Origin of the sequence: Paenibacillus sp. GCM10027626 (assembly GCF_042676285.1) — a bacterium.
GTDB lineage: Bacteria > Bacillota > Bacilli > Paenibacillales > Paenibacillaceae > Paenibacillus_Z.
Window position 1 is genome coordinate 534,671 of the sequence record NZ_JBHTHC010000002.1, and the last position, 23,774, is coordinate 558,444.

At 51.1% G+C, this 23,774-nt stretch carries 14 protein-coding genes; 6 read left to right on the plus strand and 8 right to left on the minus strand.

All coding sequences use genetic code 11. The features are described from left to right. Nucleotides 1-2 precede the first annotated feature (2 nt). The 3 genes from ACFQ0N_RS06195 to ACFQ0N_RS06205 all read left to right on the plus strand — a co-directional run bounded on the left by ACFQ0N_RS06195 (nucleotide 3) and on the right by ACFQ0N_RS06205 (nucleotide 8,837). Nucleotides 3-3,845, plus strand: coding sequence for an S-layer homology domain-containing protein (locus ACFQ0N_RS06195; RefSeq protein WP_379323901.1), 3,843 nt, complete (start codon nucleotides 3-5; stop codon nucleotides 3,843-3,845). Between the two features lie 26 nt (nucleotides 3,846-3,871). Then, nucleotides 3,872-6,010 carry a DUF5054 domain-containing protein gene (locus ACFQ0N_RS06200; RefSeq protein WP_379323903.1) on the plus strand — a complete coding sequence of 713 codons (2,139 nt, stop codon included), beginning with the start codon at nucleotides 3,872-3,874 and terminating at the stop codon, nucleotides 6,008-6,010. Between the two features lie 88 nt (nucleotides 6,011-6,098). After that, the gene (locus ACFQ0N_RS06205) at nucleotides 6,099-8,837 is read left to right on the plus strand and encodes a beta-galactosidase (RefSeq protein ID WP_379323905.1); all 2,739 of its coding nucleotides are present in this window, start codon (nucleotides 6,099-6,101) and stop codon (nucleotides 8,835-8,837) included. Nucleotides 8,838-9,012: 175 nt separating this feature from the next. On the opposite strand, the gene ACFQ0N_RS06210 is transcribed toward ACFQ0N_RS06205, so the two are convergent. Continuing rightward, nucleotides 9,013-9,789 (minus strand): class I SAM-dependent methyltransferase, encoded by a 777-nt coding sequence (locus ACFQ0N_RS06210; protein WP_379323907.1) that lies wholly within the window; start codon nucleotides 9,787-9,789, stop codon nucleotides 9,013-9,015. A gap of 214 nt (nucleotides 9,790-10,003) precedes the next feature. On the opposite strand from ACFQ0N_RS06210, the gene ACFQ0N_RS06215 reads away from it, so the two are divergent. Then, complete coding sequence (locus ACFQ0N_RS06215; RefSeq protein WP_379323909.1) at nucleotides 10,004-12,064, plus strand: HelD family protein; 2,061 nt, start codon at nucleotides 10,004-10,006, stop codon at nucleotides 12,062-12,064. A gap of 475 nt (nucleotides 12,065-12,539) precedes the next feature. Here the strand turns inward: ACFQ0N_RS06215 and ACFQ0N_RS06220 are convergent, their stop codons facing one another. From ACFQ0N_RS06220 to ACFQ0N_RS06250, 7 genes are all read right to left on the minus strand, one after another. Then, on the minus strand, nucleotides 12,540-13,184 hold the full coding sequence (locus ACFQ0N_RS06220) for a nitroreductase family protein (RefSeq protein WP_379323911.1): 645 nt from the start codon (nucleotides 13,182-13,184) through the stop codon (nucleotides 12,540-12,542). Between the two features lie 151 nt (nucleotides 13,185-13,335). Next, nucleotides 13,336-14,604: a Gfo/Idh/MocA family protein gene (locus ACFQ0N_RS06225; protein WP_379323913.1), complete on the minus strand. Its 1,269-nt coding sequence runs from the start codon at nucleotides 14,602-14,604 to the stop codon at nucleotides 13,336-13,338. A 45-nt stretch (nucleotides 14,605-14,649) separates the two neighbouring features. Then, complete coding sequence (locus tag ACFQ0N_RS06230) at nucleotides 14,650-15,486, minus strand: carbohydrate ABC transporter permease (RefSeq protein ID WP_379323915.1); 837 nt, start codon at nucleotides 15,484-15,486, stop codon at nucleotides 14,650-14,652. Between the two features lie 11 nt (nucleotides 15,487-15,497). Beyond that, complete coding sequence (locus tag ACFQ0N_RS06235) at nucleotides 15,498-16,406, minus strand: carbohydrate ABC transporter permease (RefSeq protein WP_379323917.1); 909 nt, start codon at nucleotides 16,404-16,406, stop codon at nucleotides 15,498-15,500. A gap of 94 nt (nucleotides 16,407-16,500) precedes the next feature. Next, nucleotides 16,501-17,796 carry an ABC transporter substrate-binding protein gene (locus ACFQ0N_RS06240; protein WP_379323919.1) on the minus strand — a complete coding sequence of 432 codons (1,296 nt, stop codon included), beginning with the start codon at nucleotides 17,794-17,796 and terminating at the stop codon, nucleotides 16,501-16,503. 234 nt (nucleotides 17,797-18,030) lie between these two features. After that, complete coding sequence (locus ACFQ0N_RS06245; RefSeq protein WP_379323921.1) at nucleotides 18,031-19,248, minus strand: LacI family DNA-binding transcriptional regulator; 1,218 nt, start codon at nucleotides 19,246-19,248, stop codon at nucleotides 18,031-18,033. 180 nt (nucleotides 19,249-19,428) lie between these two features. Further along, on the minus strand, nucleotides 19,429-21,663 hold the full coding sequence (locus ACFQ0N_RS06250; RefSeq protein ID WP_379323923.1) for a helix-turn-helix transcriptional regulator: 2,235 nt from the start codon (nucleotides 21,661-21,663) through the stop codon (nucleotides 19,429-19,431). Nucleotides 21,664-21,922: 259 nt separating this feature from the next. Here ACFQ0N_RS06250 and ACFQ0N_RS06255 point away from each other — a divergent pair, with 259 nt between their 5' ends. Further along, on the plus strand, nucleotides 21,923-22,867 hold the full coding sequence (locus ACFQ0N_RS06255) for an ABC transporter permease (protein ID WP_379324295.1): 945 nt from the start codon (nucleotides 21,923-21,925) through the stop codon (nucleotides 22,865-22,867). A gap of 12 nt (nucleotides 22,868-22,879) precedes the next feature. After that, nucleotides 22,880-23,761 (plus strand): carbohydrate ABC transporter permease, encoded by an 882-nt coding sequence (locus tag ACFQ0N_RS06260; RefSeq protein ID WP_379323925.1) that lies wholly within the window; start codon nucleotides 22,880-22,882, stop codon nucleotides 23,759-23,761. Nucleotides 23,762-23,774 lie beyond the last annotated feature (13 nt).

The following is a 23,774-nucleotide window of genomic DNA, read 5'->3' on the forward strand; positions in this document are numbered from 1 at the left end:
AAATGTTGTCCAAAAGTAAGCTGGCTCTCAGTTCCGCGCTGTTATGGTGCAGTGTCGCAACAGGCTTTGCGGCTCCGCTGCATGCCGAAGGAAAAACCACTTCGAACATTAATACGAATGACAATACGAAGGCGCCGGTATCTGAACTCAGGGAGCTGCCGAATGGCAAAAAAGTGCTGTACGTGGAGGGGAAGCCGTTTCAAACCTACGGCGTTCAGATTCGCGTAGATACACAGCGCATTCATGCAGGACTTACAAATGAGCAAATCTCTGCAAAAGAGCTGTTCCGCAGCGCCCGTGAGTTGAATGCCAATGTCGTGCAGATTCCGATTTCCTGGGGAGATATCGAACCTTCGCCGGGCGTTTTCGACTGGACAAACGTGGAGTGGGCAATCAGTGAAGCGAAAAAAGCCGGATTGAAAATGGAGGTGTTATGGTTCGGCCTTGACGTTTGCGGTACCGGATGGTCGAAGTCTCTTCCAAAATATATCGTAGAGGACACAAATACGTACAGCCGCGTACTGAAAAGTGACGGCACTGTACTCGGCACCGATGAAAAAGGCAATTATTACGGGAACGGTGACGGGATAAAGACCGCGCTTTCCAGAGAAGATCCCGATACATTGGCCCGCGAGCAAACTGCGGTAACGCAGCTCATGGCGTATTTGGCCGACAATGACCGTTCAAATGTTGTGATCGGCTTTCAAGTGGAAAATGAACCGTCGATTGTGCAGCATAATCCGAAAATAAATGAAATCGACCGCGATTATAGTGCGGACTCCACAGCCATTTACGAAGCGGAGGGCTATACAGACCCGCTGGAGTTCAGCAAGGACCGGCTGGCAATTTATTTGAACAAGGTTGCGGGCTGGGTTAAGAGCTCGGCCAAACCGATGTACACCAGAGTTAATTTCATCACTGCCTATGACCAGATTGACGAGGACGTAGCGAAGATGAGAACCCTTGCGCCAAACGTGGATTTCATCGGAATTGACACGTACGGGAAGCAGCAATGGGATCTGTATAACCGGCTGATCACAGATTTTTCAATCGGGGGCAATGTTCCGCATATCGCCGAGCAGGAGGGCGCCGCTGCCGACAGCAGGCAAAAGATTATGGACGTACTGGCCGCGAACGGGGTCGGCGCAGAGATGTACCGGCTGGACAGGGCCGTTGAAGGGACGGACAATTTTCTGCTGGATTTCGACGGCAAAGATGCCAGGCCGGAAACGGACGAGGTTCGAGGCACGTTTGGCATGTTGAACCGGGTGATGCCGGTTCTGGCGACGAAGAAGAACGGCAATGACAATGAGATCCAATATTTTAATGCAATGGGACGAACGGACACCAGCTATACCGGCAGCAAAAGCTTGAACGGGGTGAACTGGACCTACGCGACGAAAGAGGCGGGGATCGGCGTTGCGATGTCAGCCAGCGGCGACACGGTTCTTCTGAGTGCCAAAGCAGGCAGCTTTACGGCTGCAGGCCCGCTGCCGTCCTATGCAGAGAGCGGCTCCTTTGATGGTGATGGCGTCTGGAGAAAGGACTGGAGCAAGCCGGTTATTGATAATGGGGACGGCACGTATACTGTAAAGCTTTACCCCTATGAAGTTGTCCGGTTAAGCAGTCAGCAAGGCTTGAGTTATGCTTATCCGATTGTTTCCGCTACAATGGGCGGCAATGCTTTGAACGGTCACGGCGCCGATCAGGCTATTGATGGAGACTGGGACAGCTTTGCTCAATCAGACAGCAATGCGCCCTGGGATTTGACGGCTGATCTAGGTGCAGAGAAGAAAGTCCATGAGGTTAAGCTGGTTACGACTGCCGCGACGCGGGAAGGCGAAGGAACCAATCTTGCGTTAGGGGCGCAAGTGACGATGAGCGCTCCATCCGCTTGGGAGAATGACGGCTGGAAAGCGGTAGACGGAGATTTGAATACCTGGGCCCAATCGATGACGGACCTGTGGGGGATGACGGTCGATCTCGGCGAGTCGAAGACGATCAATCAGATTGTTTTTACGCCGGTTCAAAATGCATACGCCAGAAAGTATGATTTGCTTGTTTCTGCAGACGGCGAAGAATGGACGGTCGCGGCATCCGAAACGAAGGGCATCGGTACATCCAAGACTTATGATTTTGTCCCTGTATCGGCCAGATATGTGAAGATCGATGTGAAGGAACAGAGCAATCCGAATCATGCCATCAAGGAGCTTGCCGTTTATGATACAAGTGGCGCGGGCGAGACCGCCAATGGTACAGCCGCCGCGACCGGCTATGTTGTTCAGGCCAGCACGGACGGAACGAACTGGACCACGGTCGCCGAAGAAGACCGCAACAATGGAGACACGCTCAAGACTTATTCTTTCGAACCGGTAATGGCAAGATATATTCGTATCCATGTGTTGACCGTCGAGGGAGGCAATGCGCATTACGGCCACGGCATCCGGGAGATTGGCGTGTTCGGTTTTAATGAGCCGCCGGTTACCCCGCCAGTTACTCCGCCGATAAACGTTGTGGACGATGGTGCAGGTATCGGCGATGTGAAAGAAAACTTGCAAGGCAGTGTAAAGGATGGCCCTGCAGGTGTACTGATTTACCCGCAACCGGAGGACTTCCTGCAAGAGACGCAAGGCGAAAATGCTGCTGTCGTCAGATTGAGACCTCAATTATTGCAGGAAGGCTTTAATAAACTCCTGAAGAAGGGTGATGGCGCTCACCTGTTGTCTATCGTACTACCGAAGGGCCATACTGCGACACAAGTGGAGCTGCCGTTCGAAGCGTTGGCCCGCTTTGCCCAAGAAATGCCCGCAATCGTTCTGGCTATTCATAATGATATTGGAGGCTATGATTTGCCGTTAAAGGCCATAGATTACTCGAACGTAGCTAGAACATTGGGAGTTCCGGCAGCGGATATGCAGGTTCGAATGCGCATTCAGCCGATTCAGGGCGATCTGGAGGCTTCAATAAAAGCTAAGGTTGAGGCTCAGGGTTATGAAGTCAAAAGCCCAATCTTAAGTTTTTCCGTAACAGTCGAGGCAAAGGATAAGAAGCCGCGCGAAATTAAAGACTTTGGCACTGTCTATGTACCTAAAAGGTTAGTCGTTACCGCTAAGGGAGACAAGGGGCAATTAACGGCGGTGACGATTGATCCGGCGACGGGCGAGTTGTCATACGTGCCGTCGACCATCCAAACGGTCGATGGCGTGACCGAGGCCATTGTATATGTCACTCACGACAGTCTCTATGCAATTGTTCATCCGTCCCGAACCAAGGAGTTTGAAGATATTCAGGGACACTGGGCTCAGCGTGATATTGCTCTGCTGGCCTCCAAGCTGCTGGTTAAAGGTCAAACGGAACGGAAATTTGCGCCCGATTTGCCGATTACCCGCGCAGAATTTACTTCATTGCTCGTTCGCACGCTCGGACTCGGGTTGTCTGCGGGTGATGACACATCACAGTTTTTGGACGTTCCGGCTGGCACATGGTACACGGCTGCGGTCAACGCGGCCGTCCGGGCAAAACTTGTATCCGGTACAAATCAAGGGCTGTTTAAACCGGATGAATTGATTACGCGGGAACAGATGGCACTTATGCTCCGCAATGCGCTGGCGTTTCGGGGTGCGGAAAATGATGACACTGGCGCCAACACGGATGCGGGGCAAATATTAGCCCCATATAAAGATAAAGATGCGATTTCCGCTTGGGCCAGAGCAGCCGTTTCACAGTCCGTACAAATGGGACTGATGACCGGTCGTCCGGGGGCGACGATCCAGCCTGGAGCCGATGTGACCCGGGCGGAAGCGGCCGTAGTTGTGAAACGATTGCTTGATCATTTGAATTTTTAATAGCTAAGCAGTGGAGGGAACAAAAGATGGCAGAAATCGAAAAGGTACACGTCATTTTCAAAACACATTTGGACATCGGCTTCACCGATCTGGCCGCTAATGTCACCGATCAATATGTCCGGCAGTATATCCCTTCCGCGCTTGCGCTCTCGGAGCAGTTGGAGCGGGAAGGCGATGCGGCAAGGTTTGTCTGGACAACCGGATCTTGGCTTATTCATGAATATTTCAAACGTGCAGGGGATGCCGGGCGCATCCGTATGGAGGAAGCGATCCGCGCAGGCCGCATCGTCTGGCATGGCCTTCCTTTCACGACTCATACCGAGCTGATGGATCCTTCCTTGTTTGAATACGGCTTATCGCTGGCTCAAAGGCTCGACATCAAATACGGCAGAAAGACCATTGCCGCGAAGATGACGGACGTTCCCGGACATACCCGTGCGATTGTTCCGCTGATGGCAGCCAAGGGAATCCGCTATCTGCATATCGGGGTAAATCCGGCTTCCAGAGTTCCTTCCGTTCCTCCTGTATTCGTATGGAGGGGAAAGGACGGATCAGAGGTGATCGTCAACTATGCGGATAATTACGGGAAGACGCTGGAGATTTCGGGACTTAAGGAAGTTATGATTTTCGCCCATACAGGAGATAACTGCGGACCGCCGTCAGCGGAAGAAATTCGCAGCGAATTCGAACGGCTATCCGCGATCTATCCCAATGCTCAAATTATCGCTTCTACCATGGACGCTTTTGCGGAGCAGCTTATCAAGATTCAACATACCTTGCCGATTGTGACCGAAGAGATCGGCGATTCCTGGATTCATGGCGTGGCGACGGACCCGCAGAAGGTGTCCCAATATCGGGAGCTTCTGCGCTTGCGCGCTAAATGGCTGGAAGAGAACCAATTTGATACCGACAGCCGCGAATTCACGGATTTCTCCGACAACTTGATGCTTATCGCTGAGCATACATGGGGAATGGATGAGAAGAAATGGCTGACAGATTTTAAACATTACGCGAAAGCGGATTTCACGGCGGCGAGAAAAAGAGATCGCATTTCCGCAGATGCCGTTCCCGACAAGTATCGCTATATCGGCGCCTTTGCGATGGATGAGCTCGACTTGACTTCGAAGGATTTGTATTCGAACCGCGCGCGGGAGAAATCGTATTCGCTGTTCGAGCAATCCTGGCTGGAGCAAAGGGGATATGTCGGCCAGGCGCTCGAGGCGCTCAGTGCGGACAAGAAGCGTGAAGCTATAGCGGCATTAGAGGCGATCCGATGTGTGCATGTACAAGAAGAGGAGGAGGGAGCAGAACTGCCGGCCGCCTCACGTGCCATAATCCCGTGGACGCCTTGCAAGCTTGGCAAGTTCGAGGTTGTATTCGGCGAAGACGGTTCTATTGCCGGCCTTACGGATGAGAAGGGCAAGGAATGGGCGGACGCCAGCCACCGTCTGGGCGCTTTTCTGTACGAGACGTTAGGGGTCGCCGATTATCATGACTGGTTCGAAAAATATGTTCAGGATGTCGACAGGCACTGCGCATGGGCGGATGCTGATTTCGGCAAGCCGGGAATAGAAAATGTGAAGCCGCAGCCGGCACGGCAGGGCTATAAGCCTGTTCTGACATCTTTGGTGTGCGTTGGTACAAATGAAGAAGACAAAGTGACCGCAATGCTTGAAATGCCGGAGATGCCGGTCAACTGTTACGGGGCCCCTAAAAAGGTCACGATCCTCTACCGGTTCGGGAAGGGGGAAGTTTCCCGCATTGATGTATCTCTGCATTGGTCCGGTAAAGAGGCCAATCGTCTGCCGGAAGCAACCTGGTTCTCCTTTTCACCCAAGGTCGATAATTCAAACCAGTGGCGAATGGATAAACTGGGGGAACGGATCTCGCCATTGGAAGTGGTCAAACACGGAAACCGGAATTTGCACGCAGTACATTCCGGAATCTATTACGATGGAGCGGATGGGAAATTCGCTGTTCAGACGCTGGATGCGGCAGTGGTTGCACCGGGAGAGCGCAAAATTCTGCTTTTCGATAACCGGTTCGGAGACCTGGATAACGGATTTCATTTCTTGCTGCATAACAACGTCTGGGGAACCAATTTCCCGATGTGGTATGAAGACGATGCCTATTATCGCTTTACGCTAACTTTTGAAACTAACTGATAGACAGAGAACGATCATGCCGTTATAAATGCGAACGCGTTTGGTCTAAGACTGAACGTGGTCACCATGCGGCTGGAAGGAGCAAACAATGGGGAACAATCATACCGTGACTTATGACGGTACCAGCTATTTCGTTGACGGGAAGCGCATCTGGCTGTCGTGCGGGGAAATGCATTATTTTCGTACGCCGGCAGCTTTATGGAAAGACCGGCTGCTGAAGGCAAAGAGAGCCGGCTTGAACTGTATTTCAACCTATATGCCGTGGAACATGCACGAAACCGAAGAAGGCGTATTTGATTTCAGCGGCGATCTCGATGTTGGAGCCTTTATCCGCTTGGCGGGCGAGCTTGGCTTATTCATTATTTTGCGTCCGGGACCTTATATTTGCTCAGAATGGGATTTCGGCGGCTATCCGGCATGGCTTTCCGTCAAGGAAGGCATTCTTTACCGGACGAATGAACCGACATACTCCTATTATTACAAAAGATATTTTGCCCGCGCCTTGCCTCCTTTGGCCGAACTTGATGCGACCCGCGGAGGCAATATCATTTTAATCCAGAATGAGAACGAACATCATATGCCGGAAATCCCCGGCAGGCTGGACTATTTTCACGATATTGACCAGGCGTTCCGCGAAGCGGGATTCCGAATTCCGATCATCAACTGCAACCGGTTTGTAGACCGGGAATCGACAGGCACGATCGAATGTGTGAACACATGGGACGATCCGGTCGGAGATCTTCTTTATATGCGCCAGCATCAGCCGGAGGCTCCTCTCTTGGTTACGGAGTTTTGGTCCGGGGGATTGGATAGCTGGGGGAGGGGGCATGTTAACAAGCCGGTGAAGGATGTCGTTCGTAAATCGATCGAAATTCTCGGGTGCGGATCGCAAAATACTTATTATATGTGGCACGGCGGGACAAATTTTGCTTTTTGGGGAGGGCGCCTGCAGTATGAGCCGTTTTTTCATATCATTACGAGCTACGATATGGATTCCCCGCTTGCCGAAGGCGGTGAGCTGACGCCCAAGTATTACGGCACTAAGCTCGTTACGACGCTTGCCAGCTCTATGGGGAACTTTTTTGCCGATAAGCGGATTTATCCCGAGGAAATAACAGAGCAGCGAGGCGTTACTTTCCTGCCGATCAGAAATGGGGACGGAGGCTGGATTACGGCGACCCGTGGTGACCATACAGAGAAGAAAAGTGCAGGGGTTACGCTGCCTGACGGTACCGTTCTGCCTGTTTCATTGGATCCGTACGGGGCGGCGATCATTCCTTTTGGCTTGCAGCTGACGGATGCCGCATTTCTCGACTATACGAATCTGATGCCGTTCGGATGGTTCCCGAACATGCTGGTCCTTCATGGGCCTGAACAATGGGAGGCGGTTGTCCGCATTAATGGTACGGATCTCCGAGCACCAGTGCCTGCGGGAAGTGAACCGGAGATTCATTATTTCGAAGATTTAATCGTAGTTATTATGTCTACGGCGCTTGCCGAGCGTACCTGGCAGCTCGAAATGGATGGCACTTTAATCATCGGTCCTGCCTATATCGGAGCAGACCGCAACGATATTCATCTGGACGCTGGCGCAACAAGCTACTGTGAAATTCAGCCGGATGGCAGTTTGCTGCGGCATGAAACCGGGGAGCAGCCGCATAGGCCTGAGCTGCTGCTGACCTTAGACGATTGGAAATGCATCGATCAATGTTCTGAGCCGCTCGGCGATGCCGCTGAATGGGCGCCGCTGGTCGGTCCGACAGGATTAACAGAGCTGGGCGCATTGTATGGCTATGGCTGGTACAAGATGGAACTGGAATCCGAGCATGAGCGCGATTTGAACATTCGTCTGCCGCAGTGCGAGGACCGCGTGCTGCTCTATGTAAATGGGCGGAAGATTGGCGTCTGGGGCTATGGAGAAGGGGCGACGCTGGAAGGGATACCTGTGCATCTTCAGGCAGGAACAAACATGATTGTGGCGCTGGCGGACAATTTAGGCAGAATGACGCACAGTTGGAAAGTCGGCGAGCCTAAAGGGATCATCGATCATTTGTTTGCATCAGATCCGATAACGCTGACCGGACCGGAGTGGCGTGAGACGGAATTCGATCCAGGCTGGATTCCCAGCCTGCCGGGACATTTGAATCAGAATCACCGCACTCCCGAATTGGCAGCGATGAACCTTATGACCGCAGTATATACGTTTACTTTAGCCGAGCCTAAGACTGTTCAGTTGCTGTTTACCGTAGAGCACCCTGTGCTGGTTAAATGCAACGGATCATTCGTTGGATTTTACGAAAACCCGGGAAGGGGCTTCGGGGATGTCCTCATTCCGGCCGAACTTTTGCAAGATCATAACCGGATTGAATTGCTGCTCTGGGGAGATGTGAAGGAGAGCGCACTGGATTCATTACGGGCCTTTGTGCTGGGTGATGCCATAACTGCCCAGGCCCGCTGGTCGTTTTCTCCATGGCGTGTACCGCAAGCAGCATTGCCGCTCGGACACGCAGGCCAGGGATTTCCCGCATGGTATCGCACCGATTTCGGCGAATTGGCGATACCCGGTCCTGTCTATTTGCGAATAAGCAGCAGCTGGAAAGGTCAAATCTATTTCAATGGGCATAATGTTGGAAGATACTGGAACGTGCCGCCGCAGCAAGACTATTATTTGCCCGAGTGCTGGTTCCAGGCGCATAATACGCTGCTGCTGTTTGACGAGAATGGTCAAGCGCCGGCGGGGGCGGCAATCGTCAGCAAAAAAGAGTGGAAGAAAACGAATCTGTACGAACAGCCGCTGGATGTCGTTCCGGCAGAACGGCAGGGCTGATCCCCTATAGTAACTGCCCATGGCGGAATCGTCATGGCGCAAAGCTGCGGTAGCTATCGATTGGAAGGGGTTTTAACCAGAAGTTTGAAATTGAAACAGAAATAGGATAGGGTGGAAGGGGCCAGCCTGCATAAGTAAAGGGAGTCCGCTAACGGGCTCCCTTCAATATTTTAGGCTAGAGCCGGATTTTCACGGCTTTGGTGGCGATAAACACATTAATATACGGATCAAGCGCACATTGCCCGCCAAAATGATCCTCGTAAAACCCCGTAACGACAAGCCCTGCATCCAGCTGTCCTTTAATCTGGTCCTCCAGCGAGTGCCCAAATTCGAGAGAAATTTGCTCCTGCAATTGCTTCTCCAGCCGCTCTTTTGGCAGGTCAGTCACATCGGCATAAGGGATTTTATGCGCGACCTCAAGGATTCCTTGCTCTTCTTTTTCCAGATCGAAGATATAGAGAAGCGGGTTTGTGAACCCGGCCACGATCGCTCCTCTCTCCTTCAGCACACGCGCTGCTTCCTTCCATACCGGCTTAATATCGGCAGCAAAGCAGTTGGACACGGGATGAAAAATAAAATCAAACGATTCATCGGCAAAGCAGGACAGATCAGCCATATCACCTTGCACGGTTTTAATCGTTAATCCATCGCGCTCGGCGACCATGCGGTCCTGCGCCAACTGCTTGTCTGAGTAGTCGAAGACCGTAACATTGGCGCCTGCTGCCGCCAGGATAGGCCCTTGTTGCCCGCCTCCTGAAGCGAGACATAATACTTCCAGCCCAGCGAGCGGCGGAAACCAATCTTTCGGAACCGGCTTGGTGGGAGTCAAAACAAGCTCCCATTCTCCTGCGCGCGCTTTGGCAACCTGCTCAGAGGAGACGGGCAGCGTCCATTCGTTACCAGCATCAACCTTGTTATTCCACGAAATGCGGTTATATTCTAAAATGTTCATTGCGCTATCTAGCCTCCATCGTTTTTTCAGTAACACAAAAAGGCTGCCCAGGTTAACAATAATAACTTCAGGGACAGCCCAACTATTTTCATCAACAATCGCATACCATTTTTTGGACCCACGATAAAAATATAGTACTACAAAGGAAAGTATAAGTCTATACTTTTTTTGTTTTTCTTCTATACTTGAAGATACTTTGGGAGGAGGGAATTTGATGGTGTTGAACTATAGCGAGACGGAAGAACGGCGATATGCGCAAGAAGTGACGGCTGAGCTGCAGCGTGCGTTAAACGCATTGGATGAGAGGATCGCCTCATCTTATCATGAGGTAATTGAAGCGAAAAAGTACATTTGGGAAAATATTGCTCAGCTGGATCCTGCGGAACGGGCGGCAGGCAGAATCGATGTTTCCTTATCGATCGATGTGGGAGAGAAGGCTGTCAGCGATCAGCGGAAGGTTCGCAAATTGCTGCAGTCCCCATACTTTGGCCGGATAGATTTCCTCGTCCACGGCGATAAGGAGCCGGATGTCTATTATATCGGCGTTCATTCCTTTGTGGCAGCCGACGGTGCCGGGAACATTATATTCGATTGGCGGTCGCCTGTAGCGAGTATGTTTTATGATTTTGGGATCGGAGCGGCCAGTTATACGGCGCCAATGGGGGAGGTTAGAGGTGAAATTTCGTTAAAGCGGCAGTACAAGATTGTGGACGGCACACTGGAATATATGATCGAAAGCGGGCTCAACATAAATGACGATATTTTGCAAAAGGAATTGAGCAGCACGTCCGATGAGAAGATGAAGCATATCGTAGCAACGATTCAGCAGGAGCAAAATGTCATTATCCGCAATGTTGCTGCCCAAGAACTTATTATCCAAGGGGTGGCTGGGTCGGGCAAAACATCGATCGCTTTGCACCGTGTCGCTTTCCTGCTCTACCGTTTTAAAGAAACGATTAATTCAAGCAATGTGCTCATTATATCGCCGAACAAAGTGTTTTCTGATTATATTTCCGGCGTTCTTCCCGAGCTTGGCGAAGAGAAAATATTAGAAGCCAGCCTGGCGGAACTGGCGGCAGGAGAGCTTGCGCGCATTTGCCGTTTTCAAACCTTTGATGAGCAGGTTGCGGCGTTGATTGATCAGGAAGACGAAGCGCTCATTGCCCGAATTCGTTTTAAATCGTCTCTCGCTTTTGTCGGGCAATTGGACAGCTTTATCGAATATGCGGATCAGCATTATTTTTCAGCTGCAGATGTAACGATTGAAGGAGTCTTCTTCCCGCAAGCGGCGATCCAGAGCAGTTATAATGCGCTCCGCAGGCTGCCGGTCACACAAAGGCTGGATAAAATCGCGGCCAGTCTATGGGAGGGGACGCGCGATGATGACGGGCAGAAGCTGCCGCCAGCGTTGCTGAAAAAGCTGAAATCGGCGATTAAAAACATGTACCGCTTCCCTGGAGTTCTGTCATTGTATGAGGCGTTTTATTCGTTTGCCGGCGAGCCGGGCATGTTTGTCAAGGGCAAAGCGAAGACGGTGGAGTACAGCGATGTTTTTCCACTCATCTACTTGAAAATATATGTTGAAGGAACAGCTTCCTACGATATTGTGAAGCATTTGCTTGTTGATGAGATGCAGGATTATACGCCCATTCAATATGCGGTTCTGGCAAAGCTGTTTCCTTGCAAAAAAACGATAATGGGTGACGGCAGCCAGACGGTGAATCCATATGGTTCCTCGACAATAAACATGATCAGCAAGGTATTCCCGCAAGCTGAAAAAATGGAGCTGCTCAAAAGCTATCGTTCCACGCTTGAAATTGTCCGCTTCGCCCAGCAAATAAAGCCGAACAGCAAGCTCATTCCGATTGAGCGGCACGGCCAGACACCGCAGATCATACAGTGTGGGAATCCCGAACTGGAGCTGGAAAAAATAAAGGAGCTGCTGCATGCATTCCGCGGGTCTGCTCATCGTACGCTTGGCATCGTCTGCAAGTCGCAATCACAAGCAGCAAAGCTCTGCAGCATGCTTCAACACGACTTCCCGGACATTACGCTACTGGACTTTAACAGCACGGCCTTCAAGGACGGGATTGTCGTCACTACCGCGCATATGTCCAAAGGACTGGAGTTCGACCAGGTCATCGTTCCCGCAGTCAACTCAGCTGTCTATCGGACGGAGCTCGACCGAAGTTTGCTTTATATCGCTTGTACCCGTGCGATGCATCGGCTGGATTTGACGTACAGCGGGGAGTTGAGCTGGTTTTTGCGCGGGTAATAAGATGTAGTAAAAAGCATCCCTACTCTCGCTAGCAGAAGGGATGATTTTCTGCGGGGCTGAGGCGCATTATTGCACATAATACAACATTTGCCTCATGATTCAGCCGTGTTTTCCGGAAATGTTGTACGTGTTGCAGGTCTGTTGATTTACCACAATATGGATTGTCAAAGATTATAGAAACTTGTAGAATAGCCCCGTTTGGCTGGGGATTTATTCATATTGGCCGACTAAATGGATTTTCTACAGTTCGTTTTTTGTTTTGCTCGCTAATTAGTCGGACTAGATGGAAAACCTACAGTTAGAATGGGAGATAGAGATTGAAAGACTCGATTTGGCCCGAACTAGCTGGATGATTTCCAGTTAGATTGAAAAAAATCATCTTTTCTCGGTATTTACCTGCATAAAATCCAGTTAGTTTTGGGGAAAGGATCGTAGGTCCGCTGCCTCCCCGTGGTGATGCAGCCAGGCGTGCTTAGTTCATTTTATTCCAAAATGTAATGTCCTCAAGCGGCAGGCGCGTGGAGGGACGTCCTTCCTGCGCTGCTTTGCCAAGAGCGAGGATCATGATCGGCACGTACTGCTCCGGGATGTTGAACTGTTCTTTCAGCTTGACCGGATCGTAGCCGCCCATTGGCAGCGTGTCGTAACCTTTCGCCCGCGCCGCGAGCATAAGCTGCATGGAGACAAGCCCGCCATCGACGAGCACGATGTCCTTCAGCTTCTCTTGCGGAAGCGAGCCGTACATGCCCAGGAGATTTCCTACAAACTGATTCTTCATTTCCTCTGACATATAGCCTTTTTCAACCGCTTGGCTGTAGATTTTGTCTGCATTTTCGTAGCCTTTCATGTCTCCAAGGACGACGATGCCGACAGAGGCTTCGGACAAGCGCTGCTTGTTGAAATCGAAGACGACCGCTTCGAGTCTCTTTTTGCTCTCTGTATCATGCGCGATCAAGAAGCGCCAAGGCTGCAAATTGGAAGAAGACGGAGCCAGTGCGGCTGTCTCTAATATTTCAGCCAATTCTTCCTGTGAAATGGCTACATTTTCATACGAACGGACCGAACGGCGGCTTCGGACCACGGTCATAAAATCTTGTAGAGCTGTTTGGGTTGTCATGTTGTTTTGTGCCTCCTGAAAAATAAATCGCAAAACTGTAATTGAAATGTGTACAGTATAACTTTTTCATAATAAAGAGTCAAGTGGATAAAGCCGGGCACAACGATCATCATGATCATTATGCCCGGCTTTTATGCGCTAATCTTTACTTTTAATCGCGGCCTGCAACTATGGCATTATAGTAGTCATCAAGATTGATGGGCTCTCCGTGATTCAAGCGTGACTCTTCGGCGGCAAAAGCCATCAGATGGCTGCGGACCGAAGCAGACGCGGAGGATAGTCCTTCCTGTCCATTGTAATTCCGCACATCCCGCAAGAAATTGCGGACAATTTCGCGATCGCCGCCGCCGTGGCCATCCGCTGGGGCGCTGACGCGAATAGTAGATTCTTCCTTCGTAATCAGGTCGTAGACCGAAAATTCATTATGCTCCATATTGCCGCGAATCTCGCCTTTCGTTCCCATGATCTGGATGATCCGCGTATTGTCGCGCGTAAAGCCGCACATGCTGAACATAGCCGTCGCTCCGCTGGCGAATTCCATATTGACCACTTGATGGTCAACGACGTTGTTGTCGCTGCGGTAGACACAGCGGCCGTAATCGTTGGTGCGCAGCGCTTCCAGCACGCCTTCGCGGCTGTCGTCAAGCGTGAATTTGCGCGCCCAGCCGCGACCTTCGCCCAGATAATAATTCGGGGCGTAATATTGGCAGGCAGCTTCGGCCGGACAGCCGTCGAGGCAGCGGGCCGGAGCGCCTTCCGGGGCATTGTGCTCATTGAAATGCATCAGGGAGCCGAACGAGGTGAGCCGGACGCAGGGCTCATCCATCAAGTAGGCGAGCAAATCCATATCGTGGCAGGATTTCGCCAAAATCATCGGGCTCGATGTGTCGGAGTTGTTCCAATTGCCGCGTACGAAGCTGTGCGACATATGCATATTGCCGACATTTTCATTCAGCTGGATGGACACAATTTTGCCGATGCGCCCTTCCTGAATGACCCGTTTGACCGCGGACCAGTAGGTGGTGTAGCGGAGCACATGGCAGATGGTGAGCATCCGGTTATGTTTTTTCGCTGCCAGTTCCATCTCGACGCATTCTTTGGGATCCGGCGACATCGGTTTTTCCAGCAGCACATGGTAACCAAGCTCCAGCGCTTTCATCGTAGGGGCATAATGCATCCGGTCCTGGGTGCAAATAATAGCGATATCGGCCATTTTCGGCTGGGAAAGGATATCCTCCCAGCTTGCAAATGTCTGCTCCGGCTGCAACCCTTGCGCTTGCACGATCGCTTCCCGGCGCTCCGGGTCTGCTTCTGCTACGGCAACAAATTCAAGCTCATGCGGATAATGAACGGCATAGGGCGCGTAGGCGCGGGCTCCGCGGTCTCCGGCACCAAGCAGTACGGCTGTAATTTTTTCCATGATTCTCTCTCTCCCGGCTGGTTTGTAATCTTGTTGGATGAAGGTTTATTTGGATCCAGTTAAGGCAATGCCTTCAATAAAGGATCGTTGGAATATAAGGAAGATGACGATCATCGGCCAAATGGCCAAAATCGAACCTGCCATCAAAATCGTATAATTGGTGCCGTGCTCGCCCTGCAGTGAGGCAAGACCTGCGGACAGCACCATTTTGTCCGGCGATGTATTGACGATAAGCGGCCACATCAGATCATTCCAGGACCAGAGGATTGTGAAAATCGCTAGTGCGACCAGCCCCGGCTTTGCCAGCGGCAGCATAATTTGCCAATAGGTGCGAAACGTGCTGCAGCCGTCCAGCTTGGCCGACTCCTCCAGTTCCTTGGGCAGCGTCATAAAAAATTGCCGCAGCAAAAAGGTGCCGAATGCACTGAACAATCCGGGAGCAATGAGTGCTTGCAGCGAGTTGAGCCAGCCCAAATCCTTCATGATCATGTATTGCGGGATTAGAAAGACTTGGCCGGGCACCATCAGTACCGATAGCGCCATCATGAAGAAGAAATTGCGTCCCGGAAACTCGATCCGGGCAAAAGCGTAAGCCGCAAGCGAGCAAATGACGAGCTGGCCGGCCGTCTTGACAATCGTTGTCACAATGGTGTTCCAGTAAAACGTATAAAAAGGCAGGTTGGTAAACACTTTGCTGTAGTTGGACCATTGGAATGTTTCCGGAAAAATAACCGGCGGCACCGCCGTTGACTCGCCTAATGTTTTGACAGAGGTCAGAAACATCCATATAAAAGGTACCACCATGAGGATGGCGCCAATAATCAACGTAATGTGAATAGCCGCCGCTCTTGCCGGCGAAATTTTATGCACAGTTGCTTTCATCGGGACGCCTCCTATTCATAGTGAACCCATCTTTTTTGCAGCTTCATTTGTACATAAGTTACGCCCATAATGATCAGGAACAAGATGACAGCGATCGCCGAGGCGTAGCCCTTCATATTTTGCATAAACGCGTATTTGTAGAACAGATACACGATGGATTGCGTGGAGTCGATGACAATATTGCCTACCATCATAAAGATCAGGTCGAATACCTGAAAAGCGCCGATCAAGGAAATGACTGAGACGAAAAAGATCGTCGGCGTCAAAAGCGGCAATGTGATGCGGAAAAATTGATACATCGTACCAGCTCCGTCAATAGAAGCCGCCTCATAATAAGAGGAAGAGATTCCCTGCAGACCGGAAAGCAAAATGATCATATTATGTCCAATTGAACTCCAGATCGCCACAATAATAACAGAGTATAGTGCAAATTTGGGATCGGTCAGCCACTGCGGGCCTTGGATGCCAATTTTTGATAATCCAAAGTTGAGCAGACCGTAGTCGGCGTTATACAGCCATTTCCAGACCATCGCTACTGCTGCGGGCATCGTGACAACAGGCAAAAAGTACAGCGTCCGGTACAGCGTCAGACCGCGAATGCGCTGATTTAGCAGCACGGCGACCAGAATCGAAATGAATATACCGACAGGCACTGTGAAAATAATGTAGATGAGCGTATTACGAAAAGCTTTGAGCAAGTTAGGGTCTGTCAGCAGCTTCTCATAGTTGTCGATCCCGGACCACTTGTATTTGCCAAATGCGCCCCATTCCGTGAAGGAAAAGAAGAAGGTTTGAAAAACCGGCCATACGTAGAAAACAAGCAGGCCCAGCATAAGCGGTGCAATCATGATATAGCCCCACATCATATCGGTGCGCCGCATTCGGCCAATCTTTGTTTTCTTGTGTGCTGCTGTGCTCATGAGCGATCACCCTCCCGCATGATTCATGATGAGACCGCCAAGCAGACCGGCCCAGCTCCCATAGGGGAGAGGGCCGTGTCCCGATGGCCTTTGTCTATTGCTCGGCGGCAAGCGCCTCATTCATTTTGCTGCCAAGCTCCTTCATGGCATCCTCGGCCTTGGCTTCGCCTGTCCAAACTTTTTTCAAAATTTCGTCTTCATAAGTTGTCCAGACCGATGTATCTTTGGATACAGGGTAGGGGGAGGCATACTCCAGCTGATCGATAAACACTTTAACGTTCATGTTCGGATAAAATGCCAGCCAGCTGGATTCCCCGCCTTTGAATGCAGGAATCGCACCGCCCGCTTTGCCGGCGATTTCAGCAGCTTCCTTGGAGCCGAGGAATTTGATGAATTCCCACGCTTCCTTCGGATGCTTGGAATTGGCCGACATGACGTGGCCCAGGCCGTGCAGGACAACGCCTTGCTTTTTGCCTTTCGGCAGCGGAGCGACATCGACACTGTCTTTAATTGCATCTACTTGCATCATATCGACCGCTGCCCATGATCCGTCATAGTACATCGCCAGCTTGCCCGATTTGAACAGGTCGGCAGCACTTGTTTCCGTCAATTGCGCCAAAGTAGGCGAGACTTTGTGCACATGGATCATGTCCGTAAGGAACTTGACGCCCTCGATGGCTTCAGGCTTGTCGTAGCCGGATGTCTTTTTATCATCGGAAATTATCGTTCCCCCGGCTTGCAGAATCGTATTGTAGTAATATTCCTGACCGGCCTGTGCAGCTGCAAAGCCGTAGATGCCCTTGGAGCTGTCAGTCAGCTGTTTCGCTGCATCGGTCAGCGTATTCCAATCCCAAGAGGCATCCGGATATTTGATCCCTTTTTCATCAAACAGCTTTTTGTTGTAATAGAGGCCAATCGTGTCATAATCTTTTGGAATGCCGTAGTTTTTGCCGTCAAGGCTGTACAGGTCGACCAGCGCTTTCGGATAATTGTTCATATCGAGCTGATCGGCTGTAATGTTTTCGCTTAAATCCGCCAGCATGCCGTTTGCTGCATATTTAACAATATGAGGGCCGTTCATCCAGAACACATCGGGCAGCGTACCGCCGGTTGCCGAAGTTTCTAGCTTCGTCCAGTATTGCTTGTACGGCGTGTTCTCCAGCTTGACTTCGATATTGGGATGAGCGTCGTTAAACGCTTTCACAACGGGCTCCATCGTATTCAATCCCCAGCCGCCATAAGTAATGGTTACTTTGTCGGTAGAATTGCCGTCAGAGGCGTTTCCTGCAGAATTGCCTGCCGTATTTTCTTTGGCGCCTCCGCCGCCACCGCAAGCAGATACAACAAGCGACATCGCGAGTACCGTGATCACACCTAATTTTTTGGACACTTGAATTCCCCCTAAGTTTCATTATGAAATCAGTAATGAAAGCAACTATGCCCAGCTTACCTGAGATGAAAAATTAAGACCACCTCCATAAAAAATATAGCAACCCATTCGGCGTGGAATTTGGCGCCAAATCAGGAAAACGTTATCCTGCTGAAAAGGAAAAGGGGAAGAAACTTACTTTGTGCCTAGGGCGGCGTCAGAGGTTTCTTCACGCTAGGAACGCCAAGGAGCTTGCTAGCTCCTTCGTTCCATTGCCTCACTCAGCTCGCCCGGACGGGCATACTGCTCATTTCTCGCAAAGACGGATGATTGCCGGATCATCAGCTCATAGGGCAGCAGCACTTTGGGCGTTAACGGATAATTGCCCTGAAGCTGATCAAAGAGCGTTTTGGCGGCAACGGCGCCAATTTCGTGCTTGGGCACATGCACCGACGAAAGAGGCGGAGACGTATATTGCGAAAGCTCAATATTGTCCATCGCAATGAAGGCGATATCCTCAGGTATACGCTTGCCTTGTTCGATAACGGCGCGCATGGCGGGAATCGCCAGCATATCGCTGGCCGAAAAAAAGGCGGTAGGGAGCTCGTCTTCCTTGCAGCTGGTTAACAGCGCTGTCATTTGGCTGTAGCTTTCGTCAACAACCCAATTGGTATCGATGATCCATTGGCTGCTTAGCGGAATGCCAGCCTCATATAAGGCAAATTTGTAGCCCTGATAGCGCTCTTCGCTGTCAAGCTTGCGCGTATGGCCGAAGCCGCCGATAAACCCGATGCGCGTATGCCCTTGTTCAAGCAGATGATCGACAGCAGCCTTGGCCGCGGATATCCGGTCATAATCGATAACGGCGATACCGTCTCCCGTTGTGCTGATGCCGATTACGGCGATCTGACACTGCTTCAGATAGTCAATGATCGCTTGATCGATCCAGCCGATAATCATGACGCCGTCTACACGCTGCTCCTGGCCGATCCGGTGAAGCGCCGCTTCATCAGCCAGCTCGCCCGCGGTGTGAATAAAGGCGATCGTATAGCCTGCTTCGATCATTTTTTTGTTAAATCCGTTAAGTATAGGCGAGAAATAGGGATGATCGTCCCGCAGATGGGCGCCGGCAACGATACAGCCGATCTGTCTCGTGGCTTTTCTGGGTGCATCCTTTTCATTGCGTACCAGCTTGCGAGCGGTTTCATTCGGCTGGTAGCCGAGCTCGCGCACCGCTTGCCATACTTTCGTCTTCGTTTCTGCATTGATATGCCTGCTCGTGTCATTGTTGACTACACGCGATACCGTGGAAACGGATACGCCAACATGCTGCGCGACATCCTTCAAGGTCGGCAATGCCAGGACACCTCCCTCTAAAAAACTCAAATTCGGATAGAGCACCGGCGCATTTGAAGCAAACCGGATGCTTGAAGGGCGGTTGTCCAACTGTCCGTTTGGCAGCTTGCCCAACATATCCAAACGTTATCCTGAAAACAAGATACTACAGCATGAACCTATATGTCAACGTTTTCATTTTAGGAAATGATTGCAATTAGGAGCGGCGGAAGGGGCAGAAAGGCAGGGGCGGGAGCCGCTGCGGGCTCCGCTTAAAGTGAGGATCGCTGCCAAGGATCACGAGTGCAGCTCGCAGCATTATCCCGGAGTCTGGCAGCGCCGGTATTCGCCGGGCGTTGCTCCGGTCAGCTTTTTGAACATCCGGTTGAACGAGGTGACATTGCGGTATCCGATTTTCTCCCCAATGCTTTGAATATTCAAATCCGAGCTTGCCAGCAATTTTTTCGCATTTTGAATACGGATCCGGTTTAAATGCCAGATGAAATTTTCGCCGGTTTTTTCTTTAATATATACGGACAAATAAGCGCTCGACATCTTCAATTCCGCGGCGATGATATCCAGGGAAATATCGTCGGAGTACCGGTTCTCAATCGTCTGCATGATATATGCAATAACGTCTTTTTTATGCTCATAGCCGGTTTGGACGTTTTCCAAAAACGCGGGAACAAAGGTATGAAAGAACTGCTTGAATTCTTCGCCGGTGCAGCATATTTTCAGCGATTGCAATGCGGTCCGGGCTTGCGCAATGACAGAAGCATCCCGCTGCCGATGCTCCATCGCTCTGACGATCCGTGAAGCGAAGCTTTCGGCAAACCGCCGGCACTGGGGCAGCGTCGCACCTTTTCTCGCCATCGTCTCCAGCATGAGCTGAATCGCGTGAAGGGTCAGCTTGACATTGCCCGCTTCCAGATGGGCATGCAGCTCCTGTTCCTCATCGGATGGAAAGACGAACGCTGCCGGAGCTTGTACCGGCTCGGTAATGATCTGTGTTTCATCCAGCGGCCGGGCCTGCTCCAGTATGGCAGATACCTGCTCGTAAGCCTCGTGCAAATCGGCCGATTGCAGATAGGCGGAACTGACCGCGATCGTCACGAGGCAGGTGCGGCGATCCGAATCCAGCGTCTGCTTCAAATGATGCAGCGCCTCCGGCATGCGGCTAGATCCATCAGGCTGCAGAAACACCACAGAAACGATCTGGTCGTTCTCGATTTGGAACGTATAGGCACGCAGCTCGTGTTCGGATAGCACGAGGTCAATATATTCCCCGATTGTACGCTTCGTTGCTTCGTTCAATGGCTCCAGGCGTCTGTTGTTCAGTTGATACAGCACCAGGGAGAAGGGGCCTTCCTCCTGCATGAAGCCGCGCCATTCGGCAATGTCGGTATCAAGCGACTTCAGCTTGGCAATATAGCTGTAGTTGGTCAGTAACGATTTGCTGCTTCGCAGCTCGTCATGAATTTTGGCACGTTCTTCTTTTAGTTTGCCGATATAGTCGCTAATGGCAGCGAACTCATGAATCTCCGTTTTTACGCTTGATTGTTTGTCATCCCGCTGCTGCAATGAAGCGATGATCCGCTTCACCGGACTCTGCAGCCGCCTGCTGAACCAGTACGACAGGCCGAGCGCAAGGACGATTGCCAAAAGCTGAACGACAATATGCGTCGTGCGCAGCTTGGAAATTTGCGCGGTAATCTCGGCATAAGGAACGGCTGTAATGTAGCGCAGCCGGTTATCAGGGTCCGTATGGACGAAAAAATAGTGATCCTGGTACAGCTTGAAGGACTCACCTGTTTCAAAGCCGGGGAGCCCCCGAATCGAAGAGGAAGCCGGGGAACGGTACAGGATGCCGCCCTCCTCGGTTTGAATCAGAAACGGCACTTCCCCAAGCATGGCTTCGTTCATTGCACCGGCATCCAACATGGCGATCAGCATATAGTTGCTGCCAGGCAGCTTGAACGAAAGCGGAATCAGCGGTTTATCCGCGGCCCCGAAGCGGTCTTGCGGATAATATTGCGCTGAATGCAGGCGGTAATTGTCCGTCCGTTCAAACTGCTGCTGCCAGTATGAGGAATCATAAGGAGCGTGAAAGGCCGGCAGCGCGTCAAGCCCTGTCTGGCTGCTGCTTCCTTCCTTGTCGGCCATGAACAGGTTGGAGCGATAGAGCACGATCAGATTGTCCAAATAAAACAGCGGATTGGCCGCCGATTCCCGCAATCTCCGCACGATATCAACGACAAGATAATAATTGGCGTTTTCGCTTTTCACCGAGAGCAGCTGATTGTTGAACTGTTTGACGGTGCTATCGTTATAGGCTTGAAAAAGCACCGTTCTCAGCCGTTCGAAATGGGTATGATAGCGTTCAGCTGCCTGCTCCAAAATCATTCGGTTCGAACGAATAATTTCTTCCTGGATTTTTTGCTGGAAGAAGGAGAACAGCACATAGTTGAATGCGGATAACAGCGTTATAATCGCAAGGAAGCTGACAAAAATTCGGACCAGCAGCGATCTGCGCTTTGGTTGTGTGCGCTCCACGGACATTCCCTCCAAAGCTTGTTTCTTTTAAATTTGATGCTAGCAAGAAGCTGGGCATTAATCAACTCATTTACAAAAGCTTAAAGTGTGCGGCCAATAAGACGAAAATGCCCGTTCTATGCGGACTTCGAAGGTTTTTCGCTCCATGGAACCAAAGAAAATGTCTATTACCAAAGAAAGTGTCAATATTATTTTTCCGCCGATCGGGCTATGATCAGATCGAATTATAACGCAAAGGAGGGGTGAATGGTTGAAGCAAATGGCACTGGCCCGTCAGGCCGGATCAGGCGGGAAGACGCGCGGCCGCCGGTGGAAGGGGATCAAGCGAAATTGGGAGCTGTACCTGCTGATCTCCCCGGTCATCATTTATTTTCTGCTGTTTGAATATGGGCCGATGTACGGTGTGCAGATCGCGTTCAAACAGTTTTTTGTTACGAAAGGAATTTGGGGGAGTCCCTGGGCCGGCTTTGACCATTTCGAGCGGTTTTTCGAAAGCTTCTACTTTTGGCGGCTGATCGGCAATACGCTGCTCATCGGCTTGTACCAGATCGCAGCCGGATTTCCGATTCCGATTTTGCTGGCGCTTATGCTGCATGAGGCAGGCCATAAACGGTTCAAGCAATGGGTGCAAACGATTTTGTACGCTCCGCATTTTCTGTCGACAGTCGTTCTAGTCGGGCTGCTGTTCATCTTTTTGTCGCCGCAATACGGTCTGGTCAATCATGTGCTGGCCTTGTTCAGTGTGCAGCCGATCGCATTCCTGACGCAACCGGAATGGTTCAAAAGCGTCTATGTGCTGTCTGGCGTATGGCAGCAGATGGGGTGGAATTCGATTATTTATTTGGCAGCTTTGTCAGCTATCGATCCTCATTTGCACGAAGCGGCTCAGGTTGACGGCGCGAGCCGGCTGAAGCGGATCTGGCATATCAATTTGCCGGGTCTTCGGCCGACGATCATTATTTTGCTCATTTTGAATATGGGCGCGGTGCTTGGGGTCGGTTTTGAAAAAATTTACTTAATGCAAAATTCGCTCAACATGCAGGCTTCCGATGTTATCGCTACACACGTCTATCGCAGCGGCATTCTTGGAGCGGAATACGACTTCGCCGCAGCCATCGGCCTGTTTAACGCGGCAGTCAATTTTGTCGTGCTGGTGATTGTGAACACGATTGCCCGGAAGGCAAGCGAAACTAGTTTGTGGTAGAGGGGGGTATGCATGAAACAAAGCGTGCCGGACAGACTTTTTATCGCCATCGTTTACATCGTTTTGGGACTGGTGACGCTGGCGGTGCTGTACCCGCTGTACTTCGTGCTGATCGCCTCGATCAGCAGCCCGCAGCTGGTGCTGAGCGGCGATATCTGGTTCTGGCCGAGGGACATTACGTGGAGAGGCTATGAGAAGCTGTTCGAGAACGAGGAGATTATGCGCGGCTATGGCAACACGATTTTATATACTGTGGCAGGAACGGCCGTCAATCTGGCTATGACGGTGGCAGCGGCGTACCCGCTCTCCCGCCGGGATTTTATCGGACGGAACTGGATCATGGGCATGATGGTATTCACTATGTTTTTTAGCGGCGGTCTTATTCCGACCTATTTGCTGATCAAGGAGCTCGGCATGCTGAATACGTTCTGGGCCATGATACTTCCGGGCGCCGTCTCTGTATGGAATATTGTTTTGATGCGAACGTTTTTTCAAAACGGGCTGCCGTTCGAGCTGCAGGAGGCCGCATCGATCGACGGGTGCACGAACCTGCGCATTTTGTGGCGCATCGTGCTTCCTTTGTCCGCGCCGATTTTGGCGGTTATGGTTCTGTTCTACAGCGTGGGCCACTGGAATGCCTACTTCAACGCATTAATTTATTTGTCGGACCGGGAGATTTACCCGCTGCAGCTTATTTTAAGGGAAATTTTGGTGCAGGGAGAAATGAAAGACATGGTTGACGTGTCAGAAGGCTCGTTGTCCGGTTCGGTGCTTGATGTAGAATCGATCAAATATGCCATCGTCATTGTTGCCAATCTGCCCGTGCTGCTGCTATATCCGTTCTTGCAAAAATATTTTGCCAAAGGCGTGATGGTTGGCGCCATCAAAGGATAACGCGCTGGAATAC

Bases quoted from the DNA above. Each gene is read 5' to 3' on its own strand.
- ACFQ0N_RS06195 (WP_379323901.1), top strand. From the start codon at position 3: ATGTTGTCCAAAAGTAAGCTGGCTCTCAGTTCCGCGCTGTTATGGTGC.
- ACFQ0N_RS06200 (WP_379323903.1), top strand. From the start codon at position 3,872: ATGGCAGAAATCGAAAAGGTACACGTCATTTTCAAAACACATTTGGAC.
- ACFQ0N_RS06205 (WP_379323905.1), top strand. From the start codon at position 6,099: ATGGGGAACAATCATACCGTGACTTATGACGGTACCAGCTATTTCGTT.
- ACFQ0N_RS06210 (WP_379323907.1), bottom strand. From the start codon at position 9,789: ATGAACATTTTAGAATATAACCGCATTTCGTGGAATAACAAGGTTGAT.
- ACFQ0N_RS06215 (WP_379323909.1), top strand. From the start codon at position 10,004: ATGGTGTTGAACTATAGCGAGACGGAAGAACGGCGATATGCGCAAGAA.
- ACFQ0N_RS06220 (WP_379323911.1), bottom strand. From the start codon at position 13,184: ATGACAACCCAAACAGCTCTACAAGATTTTATGACCGTGGTCCGAAGC.
- ACFQ0N_RS06225 (WP_379323913.1), bottom strand. From the start codon at position 14,604: ATGGAAAAAATTACAGCCGTACTGCTTGGTGCCGGAGACCGCGGAGCC.
- ACFQ0N_RS06230 (WP_379323915.1), bottom strand. From the start codon at position 15,486: ATGAAAGCAACTGTGCATAAAATTTCGCCGGCAAGAGCGGCGGCTATT.
- ACFQ0N_RS06235 (WP_379323917.1), bottom strand. From the start codon at position 16,406: ATGAGCACAGCAGCACACAAGAAAACAAAGATTGGCCGAATGCGGCGC.
- ACFQ0N_RS06245 (WP_379323921.1), bottom strand. From the start codon at position 19,248: ATGTTGGGCAAGCTGCCAAACGGACAGTTGGACAACCGCCCTTCAAGC.
- ACFQ0N_RS06255 (WP_379324295.1), top strand. From the start codon at position 21,923: ATGGCACTGGCCCGTCAGGCCGGATCAGGCGGGAAGACGCGCGGCCGC.
- ACFQ0N_RS06260 (WP_379323925.1), top strand. From the start codon at position 22,880: ATGAAACAAAGCGTGCCGGACAGACTTTTTATCGCCATCGTTTACATC.